34 protein-coding genes are annotated in these 19666 nt (G+C 40.9%); all 34 read right to left on the bottom strand.

Annotated features, from left to right (window positions below; translation table 11 throughout):
- Nucleotides 1-41: 41 nt before the first annotated feature.
- Entirely contained in the window at nt 42-1244 is a 1203-nt protein-coding gene (locus AABI20_RS00390) for a phage major capsid protein (RefSeq protein ID WP_203617188.1), read from the bottom strand.
- Between the two features lie 11 nt (nt 1245-1255).
- Nucleotides 1256-2023: a head maturation protease, ClpP-related gene (locus AABI20_RS00395; RefSeq protein WP_338346458.1), complete on the bottom strand. Its 768-nt coding sequence runs from the start codon at nt 2021-2023 to the stop codon at nt 1256-1258.
- Nucleotides 2023-3192: a phage portal protein gene (locus AABI20_RS00400; RefSeq protein WP_338346459.1), complete on the bottom strand. Its 1170-nt coding sequence runs from the start codon at nt 3190-3192 to the stop codon at nt 2023-2025. Before AABI20_RS00400 ends, AABI20_RS00395 begins: the two co-directional genes overlap by 1 nt.
- Nucleotides 3192-3386, bottom strand: coding sequence for a DUF1056 family protein (locus AABI20_RS00405; protein ID WP_047975444.1), 195 nt, complete (start codon nt 3384-3386; stop codon nt 3192-3194). Before AABI20_RS00405 ends, AABI20_RS00400 begins: the two co-directional genes overlap by 1 nt.
- A 12-nt stretch (nt 3387-3398) precedes the next feature.
- Complete coding sequence (locus AABI20_RS00410) at nt 3399-5258, bottom strand: terminase large subunit (protein WP_338346460.1); 1860 nt, start codon at nt 5256-5258, stop codon at nt 3399-3401.
- Nucleotides 5258-5710: a phage terminase small subunit P27 family gene (locus AABI20_RS00415; RefSeq protein ID WP_338346461.1), complete on the bottom strand. Its 453-nt coding sequence runs from the start codon at nt 5708-5710 to the stop codon at nt 5258-5260. Before AABI20_RS00415 ends, AABI20_RS00410 begins: the two co-directional genes overlap by 1 nt.
- A 193-nt stretch (nt 5711-5903) precedes the next feature.
- Nucleotides 5904-6299, bottom strand: a complete 396-nt coding sequence (locus AABI20_RS00420) for an HNH endonuclease (RefSeq protein WP_338346462.1) — start codon at nt 6297-6299, stop codon at nt 5904-5906.
- Nucleotides 6300-6611: 312 nt separating this feature from the next.
- Nucleotides 6612-6812 carry a hypothetical protein gene (locus AABI20_RS00425; RefSeq protein WP_338346463.1) on the bottom strand — a complete coding sequence of 67 codons (201 nt, stop codon included), beginning with the start codon at nt 6810-6812 and terminating at the stop codon, nt 6612-6614.
- On the bottom strand, nt 6802-6966 hold the full coding sequence (locus tag AABI20_RS00430; protein ID WP_338346464.1) for a hypothetical protein: 165 nt from the start codon (nt 6964-6966) through the stop codon (nt 6802-6804). Before AABI20_RS00430 ends, AABI20_RS00425 begins: the two co-directional genes overlap by 11 nt.
- 613 nt (nt 6967-7579) lie before the next feature.
- Nucleotides 7580-7990 (bottom strand): hypothetical protein, encoded by a 411-nt coding sequence (locus AABI20_RS00435; protein ID WP_338346465.1) that lies wholly within the window; start codon nt 7988-7990, stop codon nt 7580-7582.
- Nucleotides 7991-8408: 418 nt separating this feature from the next.
- A complete protein-coding gene (locus AABI20_RS00440) occupies nt 8409-8579 on the bottom strand; it encodes a hypothetical protein (RefSeq protein ID WP_338346466.1) in 171 nt (56 codons plus the stop codon).
- Nucleotides 8579-8806 carry a DUF3310 domain-containing protein gene (locus AABI20_RS00445; RefSeq protein ID WP_338346467.1) on the bottom strand — a complete coding sequence of 76 codons (228 nt, stop codon included), beginning with the start codon at nt 8804-8806 and terminating at the stop codon, nt 8579-8581. Before AABI20_RS00445 ends, AABI20_RS00440 begins: the two co-directional genes overlap by 1 nt.
- 16 nt (nt 8807-8822) lie before the next feature.
- Nucleotides 8823-9116 (bottom strand): DUF3850 domain-containing protein, encoded by a 294-nt coding sequence (locus AABI20_RS00450; protein ID WP_338346468.1) that lies wholly within the window; start codon nt 9114-9116, stop codon nt 8823-8825.
- The gene (gene pnuC, locus AABI20_RS00455; protein ID WP_338346469.1) at nt 9116-9808 is read right to left on the bottom strand and encodes a nicotinamide riboside transporter PnuC; all 693 of its coding nucleotides are present in this window, start codon (nt 9806-9808) and stop codon (nt 9116-9118) included. Before pnuC ends, AABI20_RS00450 begins: the two co-directional genes overlap by 1 nt.
- A gap of 12 nt (nt 9809-9820) precedes the next feature.
- On the bottom strand, nt 9821-10588 hold the full coding sequence (locus AABI20_RS00460) for a DNA-methyltransferase (RefSeq protein WP_338346470.1): 768 nt from the start codon (nt 10586-10588) through the stop codon (nt 9821-9823).
- On the bottom strand, nt 10578-10964 hold the full coding sequence (locus AABI20_RS00465) for a YopX family protein (protein ID WP_338346471.1): 387 nt from the start codon (nt 10962-10964) through the stop codon (nt 10578-10580). Before AABI20_RS00465 ends, AABI20_RS00460 begins: the two co-directional genes overlap by 11 nt.
- Nucleotides 10965-10978: 14 nt before the next feature.
- Complete coding sequence (locus tag AABI20_RS00470) at nt 10979-11311, bottom strand: hypothetical protein (RefSeq protein WP_338346472.1); 333 nt, start codon at nt 11309-11311, stop codon at nt 10979-10981.
- On the bottom strand, nt 11311-11733 hold the full coding sequence (locus tag AABI20_RS00475; protein WP_338346473.1) for a hypothetical protein: 423 nt from the start codon (nt 11731-11733) through the stop codon (nt 11311-11313). The genes AABI20_RS00470 and AABI20_RS00475 overlap by 1 nt, the downstream gene beginning before the upstream one ends.
- 2 nt (nt 11734-11735) lie before the next feature.
- Nucleotides 11736-11912 carry a hypothetical protein gene (locus AABI20_RS00480; protein ID WP_338346474.1) on the bottom strand — a complete coding sequence of 59 codons (177 nt, stop codon included), beginning with the start codon at nt 11910-11912 and terminating at the stop codon, nt 11736-11738.
- Nucleotides 11913-12137: 225 nt separating this feature from the next.
- Nucleotides 12138-13358, bottom strand: coding sequence for a VapE domain-containing protein (locus AABI20_RS00485; RefSeq protein WP_338346476.1), 1221 nt, complete (start codon nt 13356-13358; stop codon nt 12138-12140).
- A complete protein-coding gene (locus AABI20_RS00490) occupies nt 13348-14088 on the bottom strand; it encodes a bifunctional DNA primase/polymerase (RefSeq protein WP_338346477.1) in 741 nt (246 codons plus the stop codon). Before AABI20_RS00490 ends, AABI20_RS00485 begins: the two co-directional genes overlap by 11 nt.
- Complete coding sequence (locus tag AABI20_RS00495) at nt 14088-14582, bottom strand: hypothetical protein (RefSeq protein WP_338346478.1); 495 nt, start codon at nt 14580-14582, stop codon at nt 14088-14090. Before AABI20_RS00495 ends, AABI20_RS00490 begins: the two co-directional genes overlap by 1 nt.
- 27 nt (nt 14583-14609) lie before the next feature.
- The gene (locus AABI20_RS00500) at nt 14610-15257 is read right to left on the bottom strand and encodes an AAA family ATPase (protein ID WP_338346479.1); all 648 of its coding nucleotides are present in this window, start codon (nt 15255-15257) and stop codon (nt 14610-14612) included.
- Nucleotides 15257-15451, bottom strand: coding sequence for a hypothetical protein (locus AABI20_RS00505; RefSeq protein ID WP_338346480.1), 195 nt, complete (start codon nt 15449-15451; stop codon nt 15257-15259). The genes AABI20_RS00500 and AABI20_RS00505 overlap by 1 nt, the downstream gene beginning before the upstream one ends.
- Nucleotides 15444-15629 (bottom strand): hypothetical protein, encoded by a 186-nt coding sequence (locus AABI20_RS00510; protein WP_203617259.1) that lies wholly within the window; start codon nt 15627-15629, stop codon nt 15444-15446. The genes AABI20_RS00505 and AABI20_RS00510 overlap by 8 nt, the downstream gene beginning before the upstream one ends.
- A complete protein-coding gene (locus tag AABI20_RS00515) occupies nt 15622-16359 on the bottom strand; it encodes a PD-(D/E)XK nuclease family protein (protein ID WP_338346481.1) in 738 nt (245 codons plus the stop codon). Before AABI20_RS00515 ends, AABI20_RS00510 begins: the two co-directional genes overlap by 8 nt.
- A gap of 154 nt (nt 16360-16513) precedes the next feature.
- Entirely contained in the window at nt 16514-16663 is a 150-nt protein-coding gene (locus tag AABI20_RS00520) for a hypothetical protein (RefSeq protein ID WP_338346482.1), read from the bottom strand.
- Nucleotides 16664-16665: 2 nt separating this feature from the next.
- A complete protein-coding gene (locus AABI20_RS00525) occupies nt 16666-17826 on the bottom strand; it encodes a DEAD/DEAH box helicase (protein WP_338346483.1) in 1161 nt (386 codons plus the stop codon).
- Nucleotides 17804-18103 carry a PDDEXK family nuclease gene (locus AABI20_RS00530; RefSeq protein WP_338346484.1) on the bottom strand — a complete coding sequence of 100 codons (300 nt, stop codon included), beginning with the start codon at nt 18101-18103 and terminating at the stop codon, nt 17804-17806. Before AABI20_RS00530 ends, AABI20_RS00525 begins: the two co-directional genes overlap by 23 nt.
- Nucleotides 18093-18215: a hypothetical protein gene (locus AABI20_RS00535; protein ID WP_338346485.1), complete on the bottom strand. Its 123-nt coding sequence runs from the start codon at nt 18213-18215 to the stop codon at nt 18093-18095. The genes AABI20_RS00530 and AABI20_RS00535 overlap by 11 nt, the downstream gene beginning before the upstream one ends.
- Before the next feature lie 2 nt (nt 18216-18217).
- Nucleotides 18218-18415 (bottom strand): helix-turn-helix domain-containing protein, encoded by a 198-nt coding sequence (locus AABI20_RS00540; protein ID WP_338346486.1) that lies wholly within the window; start codon nt 18413-18415, stop codon nt 18218-18220.
- 54 nt (nt 18416-18469) lie between these two features.
- Nucleotides 18470-18688 carry a hypothetical protein gene (locus AABI20_RS00545; RefSeq protein ID WP_338346487.1) on the bottom strand — a complete coding sequence of 73 codons (219 nt, stop codon included), beginning with the start codon at nt 18686-18688 and terminating at the stop codon, nt 18470-18472.
- 13 nt (nt 18689-18701) lie between these two features.
- Nucleotides 18702-18908 carry a hypothetical protein gene (locus AABI20_RS00550; RefSeq protein WP_338346489.1) on the bottom strand — a complete coding sequence of 69 codons (207 nt, stop codon included), beginning with the start codon at nt 18906-18908 and terminating at the stop codon, nt 18702-18704.
- A gap of 32 nt (nt 18909-18940) precedes the next feature.
- Nucleotides 18941-19651 (bottom strand): phage antirepressor KilAC domain-containing protein, encoded by a 711-nt coding sequence (locus AABI20_RS00555; protein WP_338346490.1) that lies wholly within the window; start codon nt 19649-19651, stop codon nt 18941-18943.
- Between the last annotated feature and the right edge of the window lie 15 nt (nt 19652-19666).

The following is a 19666-nucleotide window of genomic DNA, read 5'->3' on the forward strand; positions in this document are numbered from 1 at the left end:
TCTGATTGGGTACTGTTTATTTATCCGGCGACTGAAATTGATTACTTACCTGTTGCAGCGGCTGCTGTACCGTTAAATTGTTGGTCTGCCAATGCAGCAAATGAAGCAACTACATAGGCATCTGAATCAGTTGGTTGTACATCGAAACGGTCGATGACCTTCAATTTGGTAGTGTCAGTTTCAAATGAACCAGCGCCGACATTAGTTGTCTGAATCGTCATGTCTTCGCGATCAAACAATGTAATTGCTTGGTCCAATGCACCGAAGTACAATGGGTGATTTCCTGAAATGTCAGGCAACCAACGGTCTGACACTACCTTCAACTGGTGTCCCAAGATAGTGTATTGGTCTGGTTGAGTTGGGTCTTGTTCCAACAAATACTTACCAGTAGCGGTCTTAACTTTGCTCAAAGCCACCCAACCAGCTTGGTTCGTCACAAATGATGACAACATGTGGATGGCAGGGTCGAGTTGTCCCATCAAATCCTTAATGTCATCAAACTTAGCAACCGTTGCCTTCTTGGGAGCTTGGTTCAATTGGCTGATGATGGCTTGATTACGAGTAACAACCACCTTACGTGATACCCAAGTAGTCAACCACCCCATGATGTTTTCGGCAGTGTCCTTCAACAACGAGTTAGTGACTGTTTGCATACCTCCATATCGCTTGATAAGGTACTTGACAACTGTCAAATGTGGTGAATCGATTTCGCTAATTAACGCATCATCTGCATCCAAGTTTTGCAATGGCGTAATGTCAGTCCACTTTTCATACACACGAGAACCTGACAACGTGCCGACTGTTTCGACCTTGACCAACTCCTGCAATGATTCGTATTGACGAACCAAAAGATGAATTTGAGTCTGGATGTCTTGCGGAATTGTCAATCCTGCATTACTTCCTGAATCGTCAGTTCTTGAGTTAATCGAGTTCAAAAAACGTGGGTTTCCAGTAACCATGTCCTTGAAATCTTGAACGAATGAACCCTTTACATCTTCTTCCTTCTTAGTCAATGGCTCTGCCTTCGTGTTCATCACTTCCAATGCTTGTGCATCTTGAGCTTGTTCCAAGTTTTGCTTGGCCAAGTCACGCTTAGCAATTGCATTGTCGATTTGGTTCTTCACTTCAGCAACTTCTTCTGCTGTGACCTCGTCGTTGATAGCCATTGCTTGCGCCTTGGCCTGCAAGTCTGAAACCTTTTGCCCGGCATCAGTAAATACCTTGTTCAATTCATTAATGTTCATACACTTTCTCCTTAAATTTGTCCTAACAAAATAGCCGCCTTCTGATTTCGTAAATCAGATAAGCGACTATCACTTGTTTCTTCAGTTGTTGATTTTTCCGTCTTTTCTGACGGGTCTTGTTCGACCACTGGTTCTTCAACCTGCTCGTGTTGTTCTTCCAAATCGGCCTTCGCTTTCAAATTCATGAATTTGGCTACTGCTGATTTCGGAATAATATCAGTCACAGCGTTGGCAACCTGCAACGTTGGCTCTTCAGCGAACATAATGTTGTCTGCAAATCCTTTGTCAACGGCATCCTTTGCCCCAATCCATGTCTCGTTCGACATCATGTTCAACAACTGCCCTTGGTCAATGCCTGTCTTTTGTTCATATGCTGAAGCAATCGACTGGTCAATTCCTGACAATGCGTTGATTTGCTTCCCTAAGTCGTCCTTATTGCCTTGGGCAACCGTTGAAGCCTGATGAATCATGATTTGGGCTGTCGGACTAATGTTGACTGTATCGCCAGCCATTGCGATAACCGAAGCGGCTGACGCAGCCAATCCTTGAATATTAACAACAATATTATTCGGTGCAGAACGCAACATCGTGTAAATTTCGGAAGCGGCAAATACATCGCCACCGTTTGACGCAATGTTGACGGTTACATCGTCATTGTCATTCGCCTCATCAATTGCAGCACTAACTGTATTAGGTGAGATTGAATTCATGCCGAAGTAGTCGTACATCATCGCTGTATCGTTATCTACAACTGGACCCTTCACATCAATAGTTGTCATTAGCTTTCCTCCTTTCCACCAGCACTTGGTGGTTCTGCTGGCGCAACATACTCAGGCATGTCTTCTGGCAAATATCCCGAGTTCTTCAGCAACCACTGTGCTTGTTCTGGTGAGAGTGTTCCATACTGTGAGAGTAATTGGATATTAGAGGCGAAGTCGTTGTTCAGTGGGTCGAGTGCAGGCTTCAAATCAATCGATACCTTCGCGCCCAACTTATTAGATAGTTCAGACGTGATTGAGTTGGCGAATCGCATCAATGCCTTGGCGTATTCACCGCCAATCATATTAAGAGACGATTGTTGATCACCTTGTCCGTTCAAAACAGAATCAGGAACGCCATATACCTTGGCAATCTGTGTTCCCGTCCAATCCGTTTGCGCCAATAGCTTTGACACATCGTTCTTAACTTCCAATGGCGAATAATCAGACAAGTTGTCCAGTACAATTGGTCCGCCGTTCGAGTCGTTAATCTGTTGCATGAACTTTCGTGAAGCAGCAGCACGGGTTTTATCGTTTAGCAGACCCATATCCATCTTCAAGATTCCAGGCGACAGCACCGACTGAGTTAACGCATTCAATGTCAGCTTGTTAGAATTGTCCTTAATTTTAAATTCGTTGGACAAAGCACTAAGTGGACTTATACCAGTAGCCCCACCGTTCTGACTCATCATTCTAAAATGAATCATGTCGTTAGCTGGAATTGCTTCCTTGTATCCAACCAACGGACTGTCGAATGAAGCGTTGTAATAAACGCCCGAAAAGTCTTCTAACGCGTAAATTGTCACTTGGCTTGGTCGCAAATACTCCCAACGCATATCATTACCGTTGACGTTGCGCCATCGATAGATAAATGCTTCGCCACCTAACAACAATTGCGCGAATACTGACTGCCAAAACGCGTGACTGTTTGACCAATTGTTCGTTGGATTATCAATCATCGCCTGCGACTGCTTTTTGTTAGCATTCAACTTCGACGTTGCTAAATCTGAACTCAATTGATAGATAACCGAGTACACATCAGAATTCTCCAATGCTTTTTCAGCCGAGACATACTTATTGTCATTGTTATCAACGTTCAGATAATTGATGACATCACCGTCTGTAAATCCAATTTCAACACCACCAGGAACCGCCAATCCATTTTGAAAGTTCGGCTTAAAAAGTGGCATTATTCATTTCCTCCTTTCATTTGGTACGCCAGCAATTCACTTGCCAGCGCGACCAAAAACGAAGTGATCGCAATACTTAGAAATCCCCATCGATTTCCAAAAGAAAACGCGAAAATATTGATAAATATCATCGAAATCGTGAAAAAAATGACATCAAAAAAGCGCCATATAGGCGCTAATAGTTGTTTAATCATGTTGTATATCTCCTAAATCATTCCTGATTCATTGAGTAAGAACTCTAACTTTTGTTCGTCCGTCATTCGTTCATACTGTTGGTTCGGGTCATTGACCGTTGAAAAACTCTCAAAATGGTACATTGCTTGATACATGGCATCAATAATGGCATCGACCACATCAATTTTTAGCGTTGCCTTAGCCTTATCGACTTGAATACCAATCTTGTCTTCAACAATTTTGGCATTTATCAGTGCCTTTTCCATGATTTTGTCGTCAAATCGTGTCAGTGAACCTTCCACCATGGACGACTGCAGGAACTTAGTCGGGTCTTTCAACTCACTAGTTCGTTGACGAACAGCCAACAGTGGCCACGAGCTATTGGACTCTAACTGTTTGATAGCTGGCGTTGCGCCCCAGGCATCATAACCAAAGAACACAACGTCCAATCGATGGTCTTCAACAAACTCACGCATCCATTGATAAACTTGGTCAGAATTAATCAGCCCTTGTGGATGACTCGTAATCGTACAATATCCCAGTTCTGCAAGGTGTCGATAATCAAGACCATCTTGCTTTTCTTTGGCCTCAATCGAACCAGCTTTTTCCCACGGGATAAAACTATGCTGGTAAACATGCCACTTGCGTTCACCATTTTCTTCGTAAGGAAAGACAAAACCAATGGCCGTGTTATCCGAGAACATTGAGTAATCAAAGCCCATGTAGACTTGGCGACCATCAATATCGAAGCTTGGAACAACCGATTTCTCAATGTCTGCCAATTTCAAGAACGAATTAGTCGATTCTTGCAGCCACATGTTCAAATTCTTATTTTGAAAGTCTGAAATCGTTCCAGATAAAGCGTCAGAATCCCGCTTGTCTGCAAGTCCACTTAGTAGATTATCTCTTTGGCTAGGCAATCCCAATAATGGATTCGATTTCATCCACGTTTCGGGTTGAAACGTTTCATCAAGTCCATCTTGGGACCATATCAGCCCCAAATAAGTATCAGCATCACGCTTATAATCTTGTTCCATTGCCTGTTGAATCATCTTTTGATCGTCATGAAAAGGAACGGACGGGTCTGGATAGGCCGTTGATATTTGAATGAATTGGCGGTTTTTAACTTTAACCTGACCAGATACAATCTTGGAAATCCGTTCACGACTTTTGATTTCACCAATCTCATCAACAATCGCTGTTGTGAAATGGTATGAATCATACTGGCCAGACTCATGACTGATAGCACGAATAACATTGTTATGTTTCTTCATAATGATTTGGTCGTTTTGGATTGCCAACTCGCTTTCGTCAGCAATCTTCTTAAACACTGATTCATGAGCGAGTGATTTCATCATGGTCTTAATGTAGCCGAACAACTTAGTTGTCTGCTTCCAGTTAATAGATGACACTAAAAAGTCCTGGTTTTCCAAACCGATTGATTCAATGAAGTAAGAATAAGACATGACAATCGCCATCAGGTAAGTCTTGCCCTGTCCACGGGAAACTGAAACAATGGCACGACTGAAACGTTTACCTTTGTCTTCGTTTCGCCATGCTATCAACTGAGTAAGGATAAACTCTTGCCAATCCATCAGTTCTGTTGGCTCACCAGTGTCAACGTTTGGACACATGGACGCGAATAGCAGAATCTGTTCCGCCTTTTTCATCGAATAAGTAAACGGAAAGTCAGCATCCCCTTGTCGTTGCAAGTCTCGAATGTGGCGGAATGCTGCCAACTTCATCATATAACCAGCAGTTACTTCGCCTTTCAAAACCTTGAAAGCATAGCGCGTGCCTTTGTCAGTATACTTACTTCTAATCTCGTCTGTATTCAATTGTTCGAACGCTTCGTCAACTTTATGCGAAACGGTTAAGTCGATTTTTTTCATCAGCTACCACCAAACAATTTCATAATTTCGGCAGTGTCATCATCACCCTTGGACAATTCACCAAACAAAGCACGGCGACTCTTGGGTGATAGGCCCAACTCCGAACCAATGCTGTTCAAATTCTTAACTGCATCGTTATAGATCTGTGTCATCGGGTTGCGCTTATAGCCTTTGAAATCTTTTTCAATGACATCTCCAGCTGCGTTTTGAACTGAAACATAAATAGGTTGAACTTCGCCATTCTCCTGGATATGCTTGTAAGCATTTCGATAGATTTCGTACTGGGTGCAATACAATTCAACCAAGTTAGCATCAACTCGAATCACTTCTGGATAGTCGTTTAAAAAATCGACTACCTTGCGCCACGTTACCCCCGCTTGTCTTCCGAAATAGTCAGGCGGGTCTTTGCGCAAGCGCCCACTGTTGACGTTTTTATTCGATTTTTTAGGCATTCCCGCCCTCCTTTCGTTTTTGCTTGACCCCCCTGGGTTAAAAAGTTTAAAAATTCGATTTTTTTATAAGATGACGATATGTGAGCGCTCTATTGTTATTCGAACGTTAGGGGGGGTATTTTAAATTTAAAATCTATTTTAGTGTAATTATACCGGCATAATAAAAAAACGCTTAAAACGCCTGTCAGGCACGTTAAACGTCATTCATCATTTTATTGATTGTTTTAATGTCATTGATTGGACGCACAGACCTTAGCGTGTTGCCTTGACCTGTTCCATACCATCTTTGTTCCCATTTGGTCTTCTTGGTGTGACAAGATGGACAGATAACCGCTAGGTTGTCGATGCTATCCTTCAAGTTACTGTCAAACTCTACTGGCACAATGTGGTCCGCTGTCTTGGCAGTCGTCACAATGTCGTTCGCCAAACAATACTGGCACAGATAATGTTGTGACTCGAGTGTCAACTGTCGTAACTGTACCCAATTCTTTGTTCGATAGAATTTGTACTGATCAATCTTATTCTCGTCACGGTTACGCACATGATGATTGTAGTGGTAGTTGTTACGCTTAGGTTTGGGTTCGTCCATTGCTAAATCTTGGTGTCGCTTGCAATAGCGTGAATCAAACGCCACCATTGCATGACAACCATTTGCTCGACATCGCTTAACTTTTGGCATGACACAACCACCCTACTATCAACATCACTGCTAACACAATCAGCGCTGCCTTTAATCCAAAGAGCAACCAGACAATAACCAACGTCAATACAACGGCATCAAATAGCAGTTCGATTATAAATAAAGCTAGAACAATCATAATTAAAATTAATATCACTTATCCGTTCCTTTCGTTTTGATTTATGTACTAAAAAAGACAGCCTAAGCTGTCTCGGTTATCATTCACTTTTCTAAAAAGGCAATCGAATGAACAAGCTTAAGATTGTATGCAAACACTCTTTTTTCTGTATTTAATACAAGAGCGTTACCTTTCTTATTGAAATCAGTAACTCCCTGAACCAAAGTTCCATCAGAATTTTTAAAATTTACCTGTACAGCCATTCCTTCATAAGAAACATTCACAACAGTTATCTTATTCTCCATTTAGCCACCTCATATGCTTATAGTAATTAATCGCACCGTTCCGAAATCCTGCCCGCATATTTGCATGCCGATAATCGTGTTTGTCTGGCCGTTCATCAGTCACAGTAGCGAACTGTTTATTAACAGCCGTTGCCTGTTCTTTATGACGTCGCATTCTGGTCTCTTTATCTTCGTACATGGCATTTCCTCCAAATAAAAAGAACCATTGCAAAAATTGCAACAGTTCGTTATGTACACAAAGCAAATCAGTAATATTGCAAATGTTTCACGAGTTCCAGACTTTGTGTGACTGTAGATGTAACAGCCGGTACAGCCTCCAACGTACAATGCCCATTGGCCGGCAAGTAACAGTATGGTACTACTGTCAGAGCATACAGTGGTGTACAATGCCCGCCACGAGGCAAGTATGTAATGCAGGTAGCGACCCTGCCAACCGTCTCAAACCGAAACAAACGGATTAGATGTGCATGCAACATCGTTTTTAATCAATACGACTTACATATTCAAATACACAGCTCTCAAGCTAATGTATACCCTTGCGTATTGACAACCGGAAATATGTACCGTAGCCACCTTCCGCCAGGAGATGACTACTACTCGCTACCAAGGTATCTAATCTTGGATCACGGCGAGCTAAAAGTAACAGCGAACCCAGAACGTAAAAAGAAAAAGGTAATTGGAGCAACTGGGTCGCTGTCGAAACACTAAATATCTAATGTTTCTATACTACAATTTTACCGCCTTTTCCAACTGAAAAAGTGCAACATTTAGCCAATCCACGTGTTTTTTAACAAAAATCTGTACTTAGCTCTATCTCGGTCATACTTGCATTGACGTTCTGACTTGAAAACCAACCCAGACACCTTTTTCCAAACATATTTCTTGCGCTTGTCGTAGTAATAATCAAGCATATTAACCAATTCCAAATCGTTATCAACAATGAAATCGTGAACAGCGTTGTATCTTGCTTGAAGCAAATTAAGTTCCTGATCCTCATACTCTTTTATAAGAACGCCTTCAACTTTTGACTTTTCGTTGTTGATATTCTCAGCTCGTCCGCCACCAATGTTTTCATCAGTCGAATGAGCAGTTCTTAACTCGAACTTTCTAAACGAAATCTCTTTCTCAAGTTCGCCTGAAAAATATTCTGTAAATAACTTGTCAATCTTGTCAGCCACTACACTCTCCCCTAACAACGTTATTTGCTTCTCTTATCTCGACCCGTGGCCGTTCCTTATCCACTTCAAACGACTCATGAAATCCAGTCACATATTTCAGACTGTCATTCGGCAAGAACACTTCACCCCGTACATTTGCCTTCTGCATTCCATCCAGAATGAATTTCTTGATAAACGCCCAATTGTCTGAATCAGTTCGCTTATCTGGCACATACCAACGGAACTCAAGCATGCATGGCCACTCGAATCGCACACCGTCTACCATTGCCTGCTGTACTACTAGCTGGCAGTAATTTGTTGCCTGCTTCTTCATCTTTGAGCCAATGTAACGATTCTTACGTTCAGCCTGAATGTACTTATTGAGAGTGAATTGTTTGAGAACATTTAAATCAAATTCAACAATGCAGTCCCTCAATAATTATTCCTCCACTACCGTTAGCTGGTTTTCAGCAATGAAACTGTCAGCCCCATGCTTGTCAGTCTCTTGAAATCCTTGTTCGCCAATCTTCTCAATCCGCCAAACGCCAAGAATTGATTTGTACTCATACACATAGTATTGATTGCCGTCTTCGTCTTGATATTTGTCCATTACTCATACCCCGCAATCATGTAATCGATATATTCACGACACTTTTTCAAGTCTTCAATTCCGTTATTCTTTTTGTATCTGATGAGATATTTAAGTACGCTTCCTTCGTAGAAATCAAGTCCAAACTCATTAATCACATCAAACACTTGCATACCAGACTTACCAACATACCGACTAGGGTTTTCTAGCTCTTTAAACTCTTTCCATACTTTTTCAATCTTCTTCATTTTCTACATCACCCGTTTAATATTTCCCAATACCCAAAACAACGTAACCATCTTTCTGCTCGTAATCCGTCATATAAATGATTTTTCTTAAAATCGTATCGGCTTCATGAACTGAACTAGCTTTATAAGGTTGTGATGCCCAAGCACTGTCTGTTTGCTTATAACAATTCAACTCGCTGTTATATCTAGAAAGGGCCAACAAATCGCCAACATGATAGTCTCTATCATTCTTCCGAATTTCAAATGTTTTCAAGCCATTATTAATTAAATCAAAATATTTTTCGTCTAATTTCAATTCATGTACTTTCATCACTTACTCCAAACTGATACGAAACGTCCATACAATGCTGTCATCAGATAGAACGCCATCGTCAACAACATTGGCAATGAACTTGCGGAATATCCAGCAGACAAAGCAGTAAACCAAAGCGCAATATTGACCACATCAGCCATCAACCACAATGTATAACTGTCACCATATCCTAGAAATACATAGATTGATGCAAACGCACCGATTACCAATGTCAATGAGTCCCATGCTGGGTTAGTGTCGCCTAACCAAGTGTAGACAACGATAAGTGGAATCCAGATAATGAACATCAATGCCACTGTTGACATCCAGTTCCCGAAACTCAAATGTTTCACACCATTTTTAATACGGTGACCCCAACTCTTCCAAGTCACAATCAGTGGAATATCAATCAATGCCACGAACACTAACTGATCTAACACACTGGCATAGTGTCCAGCCGTCCAATTGACGTAGATAAATCCTAGTGCGCTAATCAAACCAAGTAGCCCGTTGATAGGCTTTCCAATCATCATGTATACCGTACATGCTGACCCAACCAACGTTGCTACTAGCGTGATAATTGATAGTCCAGTAATAGGTGCCACCAAGAACAGTGCCAACTGCACGCCAACCATGAACGCCAACATTACCGCTCCTACTGTGTTCAATGACTTAATTTCTTGTCCTAACCATTTAACGTAATTTTTCATTTATAGCCTTTCTCACAACAACAAAGTTGTTGCCATATTGTGTAACATCTTTTCCTTTGCCTCTTTAACAACATCTCGCTGTATCTCAAACCCGTATGCGCTACGTTCTAATTCAATAGCAGCTCGTAACGTTGAGCCACTTCCCGCTACTGGATCAATAACTACATCACCATAATCGGTAAAGATATTGATTAGTTCTTTCAATACAGGCACAGGCTTTTGCGTTGGGTGTATTTTGGGGTATCGGCCATCTTGTACCCAGTTAAACCAGTTCAGTACCATACGTCCGTCATTGTTGAACTTTGGCAATTTATCTCGGTAGAACACCAAAGCATATTCCGTAGCACCAACAATTTTCATGTTAGCTTTCAAAACTTGCGGCGAAGTGTTCTTGATAAACACCAGTGGGTAATAGTGATTAAACCCATACTTTCGAGCTTGGTCTATCAATTCTTGGATTTGTTGAAATGAGCAGAAGACAATCATAGCTGGTGCTTTTCCTTTGTCTTTCGGTTCCTTGATTAACATTTTTGAGCAAAAGTGCATGAACTCTGCAATTTTAAAATCAACATCTGTATTGAAAAATGTTTTATTGGCTTTATCCGACTCGCCTTTGCTATTGTCTCCGTCAACATACCATTCTGTACTAGAAGCGTAGGCGTTGTTACCTAAGTTATATGGAATATCTGCAATAACTAATTGCGCTTTTGGTATTCCATATTGCTTATAGTTTTGAAAGTGATCATTGAACAATTCATATTTAATATTTTTAATTGTCATTAACTACCTCCAACAGTTCTATGTTCTCGTGAATGTTGCCTATGACCTCAATGTCGTGCTTATCGTTAGCTGCCCAATACTCCTGACGTGCAATAGCTTTGCCAAAATTAATGCAGTAGCCAAACTTTGGAATGTATTCGATGAAGCCAACTTTGTCATCAGGGGACAAAATAACAACGTGCAACTTTACGATGTCACCCTCATAGATTTCTTTTCCGTTCTTGTCATGTAGGCCAGTGAACTGTTCCCAAATTGCTTTATCACTACCAATAGTGATGTCCATCATTCCTACTTGTCCGCCCATATAATAAGATTTTGACAAATATTCATATCGTTCTTCTTCGTTGTGCCACGCCCTAAACTTAATATTTCTCATAACCATTCGCTCCTTTATAAATCAAATCCAAACGCTGCATCCATACTGTAATCATCTTGATAATTATTCTTACCCTCTTCGAATCCCAAAATGTAGTCACTTTTTGATATTTTTGGAACTTTAAGTAGCTGTTGGTTTTCTATAAAATCAGCCCTGTTTGTTCCTAATGTAAGCATTTCGATTTGTTCCGCTGCATATCCATCTCCGTATCCTACTTTGTAGTAGTCAATAGATTCTTTTGTTATTTTTCGTTGGCAGAAAAGACATTGACTATAACCTTTGTTAACTCTACGTCTGAAGCAAGATTGGCACCATTCATTATTTCCAATATGATCAGATAGCCTCATCACTCCACCCTTTCTCGGTTGAACATGTCGGGGTTATATCCCCATTCACGTACTTTGGATTCCGTCAATGGAGAAGCGTGATTGGAATTAATTGTGTAGCTAATTATTCCGTTTTCATATTCCTTCAAATAAATTTCGTCATCATCGTCGAAAAGAGGCTTCAGTTGCCAGATATACTTTCTCTCTTTCTCGACAAATTGTTCATGTGCCCAATCACGGGTTAGTGGATTGGCAATGGCCATAATTTGTTGATTGTATAAAGTGAATTCTGAATAAAAATCGTTATCCTGATTTGGCGCTTCCATTCTTAATAATTCTTCATAATCAACACGACTGTCAATAAGTCCATAAACTTCGTTTGCCGCCTTATCCCCAGCCTTTGCAATTGCTCGATATTGTTCTTCAGTAAATTTTTTAGTCATAATCAAACGTCCTTCTCTTTTTTAGTTTCTTCGAAAATTCGTTCAACTCTAGTTAGCATGTCATTTTGACCGCTTTTAAATCCGGCCTTCTTCCCTTTTTTTAATCCGATATTGTACCAAATGAAACAGGCAATCGCTTCTCCTGTAAATCCAGCTAATACTATAATTGCGTTAATCATCTTTTTCCTTTCTGGTTACAAAAAAGTGGTCACAAAAGGGGGGCTCAAACTCCTATATACATATACATATATAAATATTAGTAAAGTATAAGTAACCGGTAACCTAACGATTGTCAACCTTACTCTAGCAACGTTTTCAGCGGTTACCTATTTTTTAAAAAGTTACGTAACTTTGTCAAAAAATCTGTGATTTTTTTAACTATCGTTTTTTTAGAAGTAACCTTTTTACCCCTTTGAAGTAACCTTTTTTGACTCTTGAGTAACCGTTTTTTTAACAAAACAACGAACTGTTTTTCCGTTGATTTTCTTAGGTTTTTTCTCAAATCCTTCACGCTGCATAACCATTTGAATCTGATTACGAAGTTCTTTTTGCTGATAATCAATCATCTGACTGTACAGCTCTTGTTCAATTGACGCGTTCAACTCACTCACTCGAATCGACTCGTCAAACTCGTGTTCTGATTTCAAAACATTCATAATAACGTCGTCAATTTCAGCAAATACATTCAAGTTTTCCGTCATATTTTCAAAACTAATCGACTCCATCTGTTTGTTGATATCGTCAATCGTCTTATCTGGTTGTACAATCACATCAGAATAATAATCACGAGCCTCTGCCAATACATTTTCATACCAGCTATCTGGCAACTTGAAAGCATTTTGCTTGATTTTATAATCGTTCACAATGACCGGGATAATTCGACGATTACCACCCAAGTCAGTTAGATAGGAACTATCGTTTGTCGTTCTTGAGATGACGAAGTGACGTTTTTTCGTTTCGCTGTTGCGTGCATAAGCAGGTCGATAAGTGAACTCGTTCGTTGAGACAAACTTTTTAAACACCTTGTCACTGTTGATCGCCGTCACTTGCATTTCGTCATCGTTCACGATTAGGTTTTTCATCATGATTTCAAAATCGTCTTTTTTGGTAAAAGACATGAATTGGTCGGTATAATACTGACCACCTAATCGCTTTAAGAATGACGTTTTACCTGTTCCTTGATTCCCAATGATGTCCAATGTGTATTGAAATTTACCGGTATCGACACCATACGCGCCACCTACTAAATTGACTATCCAAATGCCGATTGCCTTGTTGATGTCAGAGTTTTCAACTCCGAACAACTCTTCGCCAATCGTCCACAAGCGTGTTTTCTTATCCCACTTTTTTGACTCAATCCAGTCATAGACAGATGAGAATACATGCTGACTAGCTGCCGACTCAATCGCCTCGAATAATTTACTCATAGGGTAAGGACTATCGTATTTACGCTCCAAGAATGCTTGGATAAGCCGTGCTTTGTTGTCCGTCATTTGACCGGCTTCAACTAACACTTCCTGACCTTGTACGTCTTTCTTCAGTACAATTTGTCCGATGAACTCGTCATATTGAATATCAAAGTTATCCAGAAGTGTTTCGGCCATGACCGTTGTTTTAATTGCCATTCGTCCATTTCCTCCAACTTCCCTCAATCGTCTTTTCGATTTCTGACTGTGTTAATCCCGATTGTTGATTAGCTAAGTCAATAACAGAGTAAATAGCCTGTTTTGGAAAGCCCATTGTCATCAGTGTCCATACGAGTACCGACATGTTCCGATTTCGTGTACCTTCTGCGCCAAATCCTTCGGTTATCATGGCTAATTCTGGAATTGTCAGACTACTCTGTCCTTCATACGAATTGTTGACCTTTTGGCCCTTTGCCTTGTTTTCGTTGTAAAACTCGAGCAACTCATCAGGCAAATCAACACATTCAGACAGGTCGGTATCTGGGTCAACAACGGCATAGTTGTTCTTACTGGCCTTAATATCGAGACCTTTTTCAATGCCGATAACTTGGGTCAGATTGTGGTTGTTTTTAAAGAACACATGGATGCCACGACCAGACACAGACTCTTCAATCACACCATCTTCAATCGTAGGAAAGCGGACTTGGAACGAAGTGTACTCGTGCATATCATCAAAATCGAAACAGACATAATCCGATCCAGACATGACGAACCCAATGGCATAATGACGTTTCCAGTTGGACAATACCCATAACTTGTCTAATTTATCAGTGGCGTATGCAAGGATTGGTTTCTTAGTAGCGTGGCCGGTTTCGTCATAACTAACTTGAATTGGGGTAATGTCATACCCTTCGTTTAACCATCTAATGGCCTCTGTCTTAGTTGCCATTATTCCATGTCAAAGGGTACGTCGATTGGGTCAAGGAACGTGTATTTTGAGAACGCCGTTTCGCCTTCCTTAGCTTCAGGTGTTTCTTTCAAAATCTTAACCTTCAACGTCTTCTTGTCTGCAACCGGTTGCAATGCTTCGACAACTGCCTGATTACCTTGGCGGATGGTGTCCAGATCAACAACCTTCTTCATTTCCTTGTTGAACAAAATCAATGGACGCATAAGTTGGAAGACATTTGACTGCCAAGCCTTTGCTGACAACTTAGACCCGTCTGTCTTCTTCTGTGAAACTGACACGCGATAACCGTTATCTGATGTCCCTTCGCTGTCTTCGAAGGTAAACTGTACAGCTGACCAGCTAGAACTCTTTGATTGGAATAAAGACACTTCGGTCAATACAGCGTCTGTTGTGCCGTCTTCAAACCCGAACGCAGATGGTTGCGCCGTGTTTTCATCCATGTTGTCGAACCAGTTTTCCATATCTAAAGCCATATTATTTTTCTCCTATTTTCTTCCTAATTAAAGTCCCATTGATTCAAGGGCTTGTGCTGATTTCTTGTTCTTATCAACGACTGTGTTAAGTGGTGCTGGCAACTTACTGTCATCCCATTCGTAGCGACGCTTCTTCCACTTTGCCTCGTGCTTGTTATTGATTTCGATAAGTGCGTCAGAGTAACCACCAATAACGTTGAACAGTTTTGGCTTTAGCACGATAACCAAGCCTTCTTCATCGTCCATGTTGGCCCGCAATAAGTAGTAAACAGTCATATCCGAAGTAGTGAGGGCGTTGATGATATTACTAAACGCTTTGTTAAATTCGCCGAACCCGGCACCATAGTCACCCGCTTCTTTGAGCGAACTGGCATTGTGCTTTTCCAGCACTTCCAATTCCAACATGTTTGCCATGTCTTCTGCCGTATCAATTACTAATGTCTTGTATCCTGCTTCTGGTGCTTGTTCAATCACGTCCATCACATCTTGATAAGACTTAGGGCGAACAGCATTATAACCAGCGTTGTCGGCGTTGCCATCAAATGATAGAAAGAGGGGCTTGTTAGCCTTACCAGCAAACGTCGTCTTTCCGGCCATTGGTTCACCATAAACAGCGATGGCTTTTGGGTCTGGCTTTTGTAACTTAATTTCTTGAAACTTTGATACCTTAATCATCAATATTCCCCTTTTTGCAGTTTCACTCGAATCAAACTTCTAAATTGATAAGCCTTCTTCATCTTGTTAAATAATTCTGGTTCAATTTCCGGATTGTGACCTAGCCGAAACAGCTTCATGTGTAAATCATCAAGTGATACTGCCTGTTCAGCCATTAGCTTTTGTTCACGAGTTAAATAAATGTAATCAGTCATCTTCTATCTCCTTTTGAACGATGTATTCGATCCATTTCCCGACAACATGAGATGAAACGACAATATATCCTTCATCTAGATACTTATCGATGTTCCCTTTTCTGTTAGTTGAGTATGAAGAATAAGGAACATCTCTTGTTGTTTCTTCAAAACTTACTGCTCTAGCTTGCTTAAGCATTAATCACACCCCCAAACTGTTCATAAGCCCATTGGCTTCCATCGTTGATTGCTTCGAGATTATCTGGACAGTCAACATAATGCACTGCCTGTTCAATCACATTTGCCATCTCGTTGGCATATCGTAAAATCTCATCGTGGTCCATTTTGAAATCGTAGATAAATGGCTTGTCTGGGTCTTTCTTGATGTAAATAATGTGGGCTTCGTTTCTGTCAAACATGAAGGCATAGTAAGCGATTTGCTTTTTGTACTCTTCTTGCCGATCGTCACGGAACGATCCATATTCAACGAAACCGTCAAATTCCATAGGAGCTACTGTCTTGAAATCAAACACTGCGTTTTTGGTTAGCATGTCAGCTCGACCAGTAGCAGTAAACTTCACACCTTGGCTAGTTTCGGCTTCTTCATTGATTTCAACTTCAAACTCAGCTTTGCCAAATCGTTCAACGTATTCATGAACACGACTACCAATTACTTCGGCGTCTGTGTAGGCTTTTTTAAACTGCCCTTTCGTTTTGCCTGCTTTACTAATCAGCAGGTCTTTGTCTTCGTCCGATATATCTTGTGTCTTGTCACGACCTTCAGCAACGTTGTGAACGATTGTCCCAAACAACAGTGCATCTTTATTACCTTCCCACCATGGATGCTCTCCAATGTAATCGTGGTAAGCACGAAGTGGGTTTTTGCTAAATTTGAAAGCCCTTGTTGGGCTCATATGAATCTTTTCCATGTACGACCCTTTCGTCTATCTTGTGGTTACACCAACGGCAACGCTTTTCAATAATTGTTTGATTGTTTTTATGTTTAACAACAAGTTCCGGTGCGTCGTGAGCAAAACAAAGCGAACAGAAAATATCATTCAGCATTTGTTTCCTCTTTGTTTCTTATAATTTTTCAATCGTGATTTTGTAGATTCCACCATTAATAATGATGTGTTCTGATTCTGGTTGTTTGCGGCCTTTTGATGTGAACGCAAGTCGAACAACCTTGTCGCCTACATCAATCAACCATTTTTGTAATTCGCTCATTCTCATATCTAATCCTCGAACATTTCTGCGTTAAAGCTTTCCTTCATCTCTAATGAGTTCCACAAAGCGTCGTCAATCGTCCCGTGAACGACTAGGTAATCTCGCGTAATTTTGCTGTCTTGACCGATACGGTAATTTCGATACTTCGACTGGTCAAAATCGATAAAGCTATCAGGCAACGACCACCAGATTGCGTGCTTGTATTCATTCAACGTCATCCCCGAACCAGCCGTTGTTTGGATCAAGATGAAGTCACCCTGACTGTCGTACTCATGGCCATTGACGTGACCAACATTGAAATCTTTCAACGCCTCGTCTAACAGTTGCAATTCGTTATCATAGGTGTAGAAAATAAGTGTCTTCTCATCACCGTATGACTCTTTAACGCTTTCTAACCAATCAAGTTTTGCTTTGTTATTTTGATTTTGACGTTGATAGATACGACGTGCAGTTGGATTGGCAAAGATAACTTTATCGTCCTTTTTGTAAGACATCTTGGTCTTTTTGTACTCACGGTCCGGTTTGAAACTGATAACATGTTCTGTCACATCTGGTAGTTCCGTAATGTCATCAAGCGTGACAACGTCCGACCTGATGGACTTGAACCACTTCGTCAGGTTTTCTGTGTTCTTCCCAACTTTCCAAATTGGGAACTTAGACCAACCCGGATGTTCAGCGACTTTGTATAAGTCCTTGAACTGTTTCTTAGTCGGGACGTGTCCAAAGTACAGGGCGTACATTTCCAAATCGTCAAGCTTTCCGTTTGTTGGTGTACCCGATAGGAAGACAAAACCTGCACAACACTTAGTCAGTATTCGTAACTTTTCAGAACGACCAGAACCATTTTTAAATTTGTGGGCTTCATCAACGATCAGCACCTTATCTTGCACGTCAATGTTGTTTAACTTCTTAACGCCATCAGTCGTGATGACCTGCATTTCGTTTTTAAACCCAACTAGTTCAGCATCCTTTTCCCACGACTTTGCTTTCACAACTTGACGTGGGGCCACTACAATCACGTCAGACGATGGGAAGTGTTTCATAACATGAGACAAACCAACAACGGTCTTTCCTGTTCCCATTTTCATCACGTAATAGTAGTTAGGCTTTGACTTATCTACCTGTGCTTGTTGTGCTTCGTATAAGCTAAAAGAGCTGTTCGACGTCATCGATAACCTCCAAGAAATTTGTAAAGCTATCAATCACGTACCATAAACCACCGTTTCGCTTGATTTGAGCACCGACTGCTTTCTGTTCGGCTGATACCGTACCTTGTCCGTCTGGTCGTTTGATTTCCAATCCTAAGAACTTGCCGTGCTTATCAATCGTAATAATATCTGGCGTTCCAATATCAGTTCCGGGACCTGCTTGCGTCTTGATAATGAAGTGGTCATTTTGGCGCAGATAGGTCGTGATTTGTGATTGTAAACGTTGTTCAGGCTTCATCGTCTTCCACCTCTTCACGTTCTTGTTCACGTTCTTGTTCGCGTTCCCATTTCGCTTCGTCAGCTAGATGTTGCTCTAATCCGTCTGCGACCCTGTTTCCTGTTGTTGTCATATTTAGTCCTCCCATCCAACTAGATATGCTGGTGTGACTCCGTAGAACTTAGCTAACTTTTCCCATGTTTCTAGTTTTGGCTCAGTCTTACCGTTTTCGTAATTATTAAAAGTACCGCGTTTAATTCCGATAGCTTGGGCTATATCGTTTAAGGTATAGCCTTTTTCTTTTCGGAGTTCTTTCAATCTGTTTTTACTCATACGTCCTCCGTGGTACAATAGAGGCATAAATTATTTTTCTGGATAAATTTATGCCTAAGCTCGCTCTGCTAAGCGGGCTTTTTTTGCGCGCTTTAAATCTCGTTTGGCAAGTCGCTTGCCCTGGTGAACAATGTCATTGGTAATATCGTTCTCAATGTCATAGGCATCGAACAACGGTGCTCGCTTGTAGTATTTGTATGCCATGATTGACAGTGCTGTCACGCTCGTTCCAATCACTATCATCAATAAATCGTTAAACTGCATTAGTGTCATGACTTGTCCTTTCTTATGCGTAACGGTTTGATAACTTGAAGAAGTAATTACGAAGTGATAATCCATCCCAGACAGGATGGGTCTTTCCACCGTGTATTGGCTTCGGAAACCCTTTCTTTTTCTTGTAATTTTTCCGGAAAGTATCGTTTGACTTAATTTCAAGTTCGTCCTTTATCTGTTGCTGTGTGTATTCCCTATCTGGCTTAAATCGTTCATACATATCCTTGCCTCCTTTTTAGTCTTCTGTAATTTTTATACCGACATTTCCATTTGGTCTGGAGCGTAAAACTTCTTATAGAAGAACTGACGCCCGTATGGCGTGATCAAAACTTGTGGCGTAAATTCAACACCATTTACAGAACCGCTCTTCAGCACGAAGAACTTAGGTACATACTTCTTGTATGGTTGCAACCTTCCGCGGCTTCCCGCTGAACGGTAGAGATACTTGTTATTCAGTAAGTTGTCGATGAACTCGTTTTGCTTAACGTTAATTTCTTTAGCCGCTTCACGAACACCAATGGCCTCACCCGTTTCGATAAAGACGTCGTTTAGTTCTGCCTTAGGTGTCAATTCTGCAATCTGCGATTCATAATTAATCAATTTTGAATTGGCGTACTGTAATGACCGCGACAACATTAATTCTGGGCTGTTCCATTGCTTTTCAACTTCAATGAAGTACAGGCGAATTTCACGACCCTTGTCAGTTCCGGACATCATTGCAATTTGCTTAGCGGCGTCAACTGTTAGTGAGTAGTCTTGAAGGTATTGAATATTGCCGTTACCGCCATTAACGGGTGTACCTCCAGGTACACCTGTAAAATCTTCATTTTCAATCAATTGCTTGGAATTTGCGTCAAACCAAGCACTAAACCGCTTCTTTACTTCCAGTGCCTGATACAACTCACGAGCGCTGACACTTACCTCGCCCTGTTCGTTTGTTTTAATTTTGATGATTTGATTCATTTATTAAATTCCTTT

This window comes from Fructobacillus cardui (genome assembly GCF_963580785.1).
Classification (GTDB): Bacteria; Bacillota; Bacilli; order Lactobacillales; family Lactobacillaceae; genus Fructobacillus; species Fructobacillus cardui.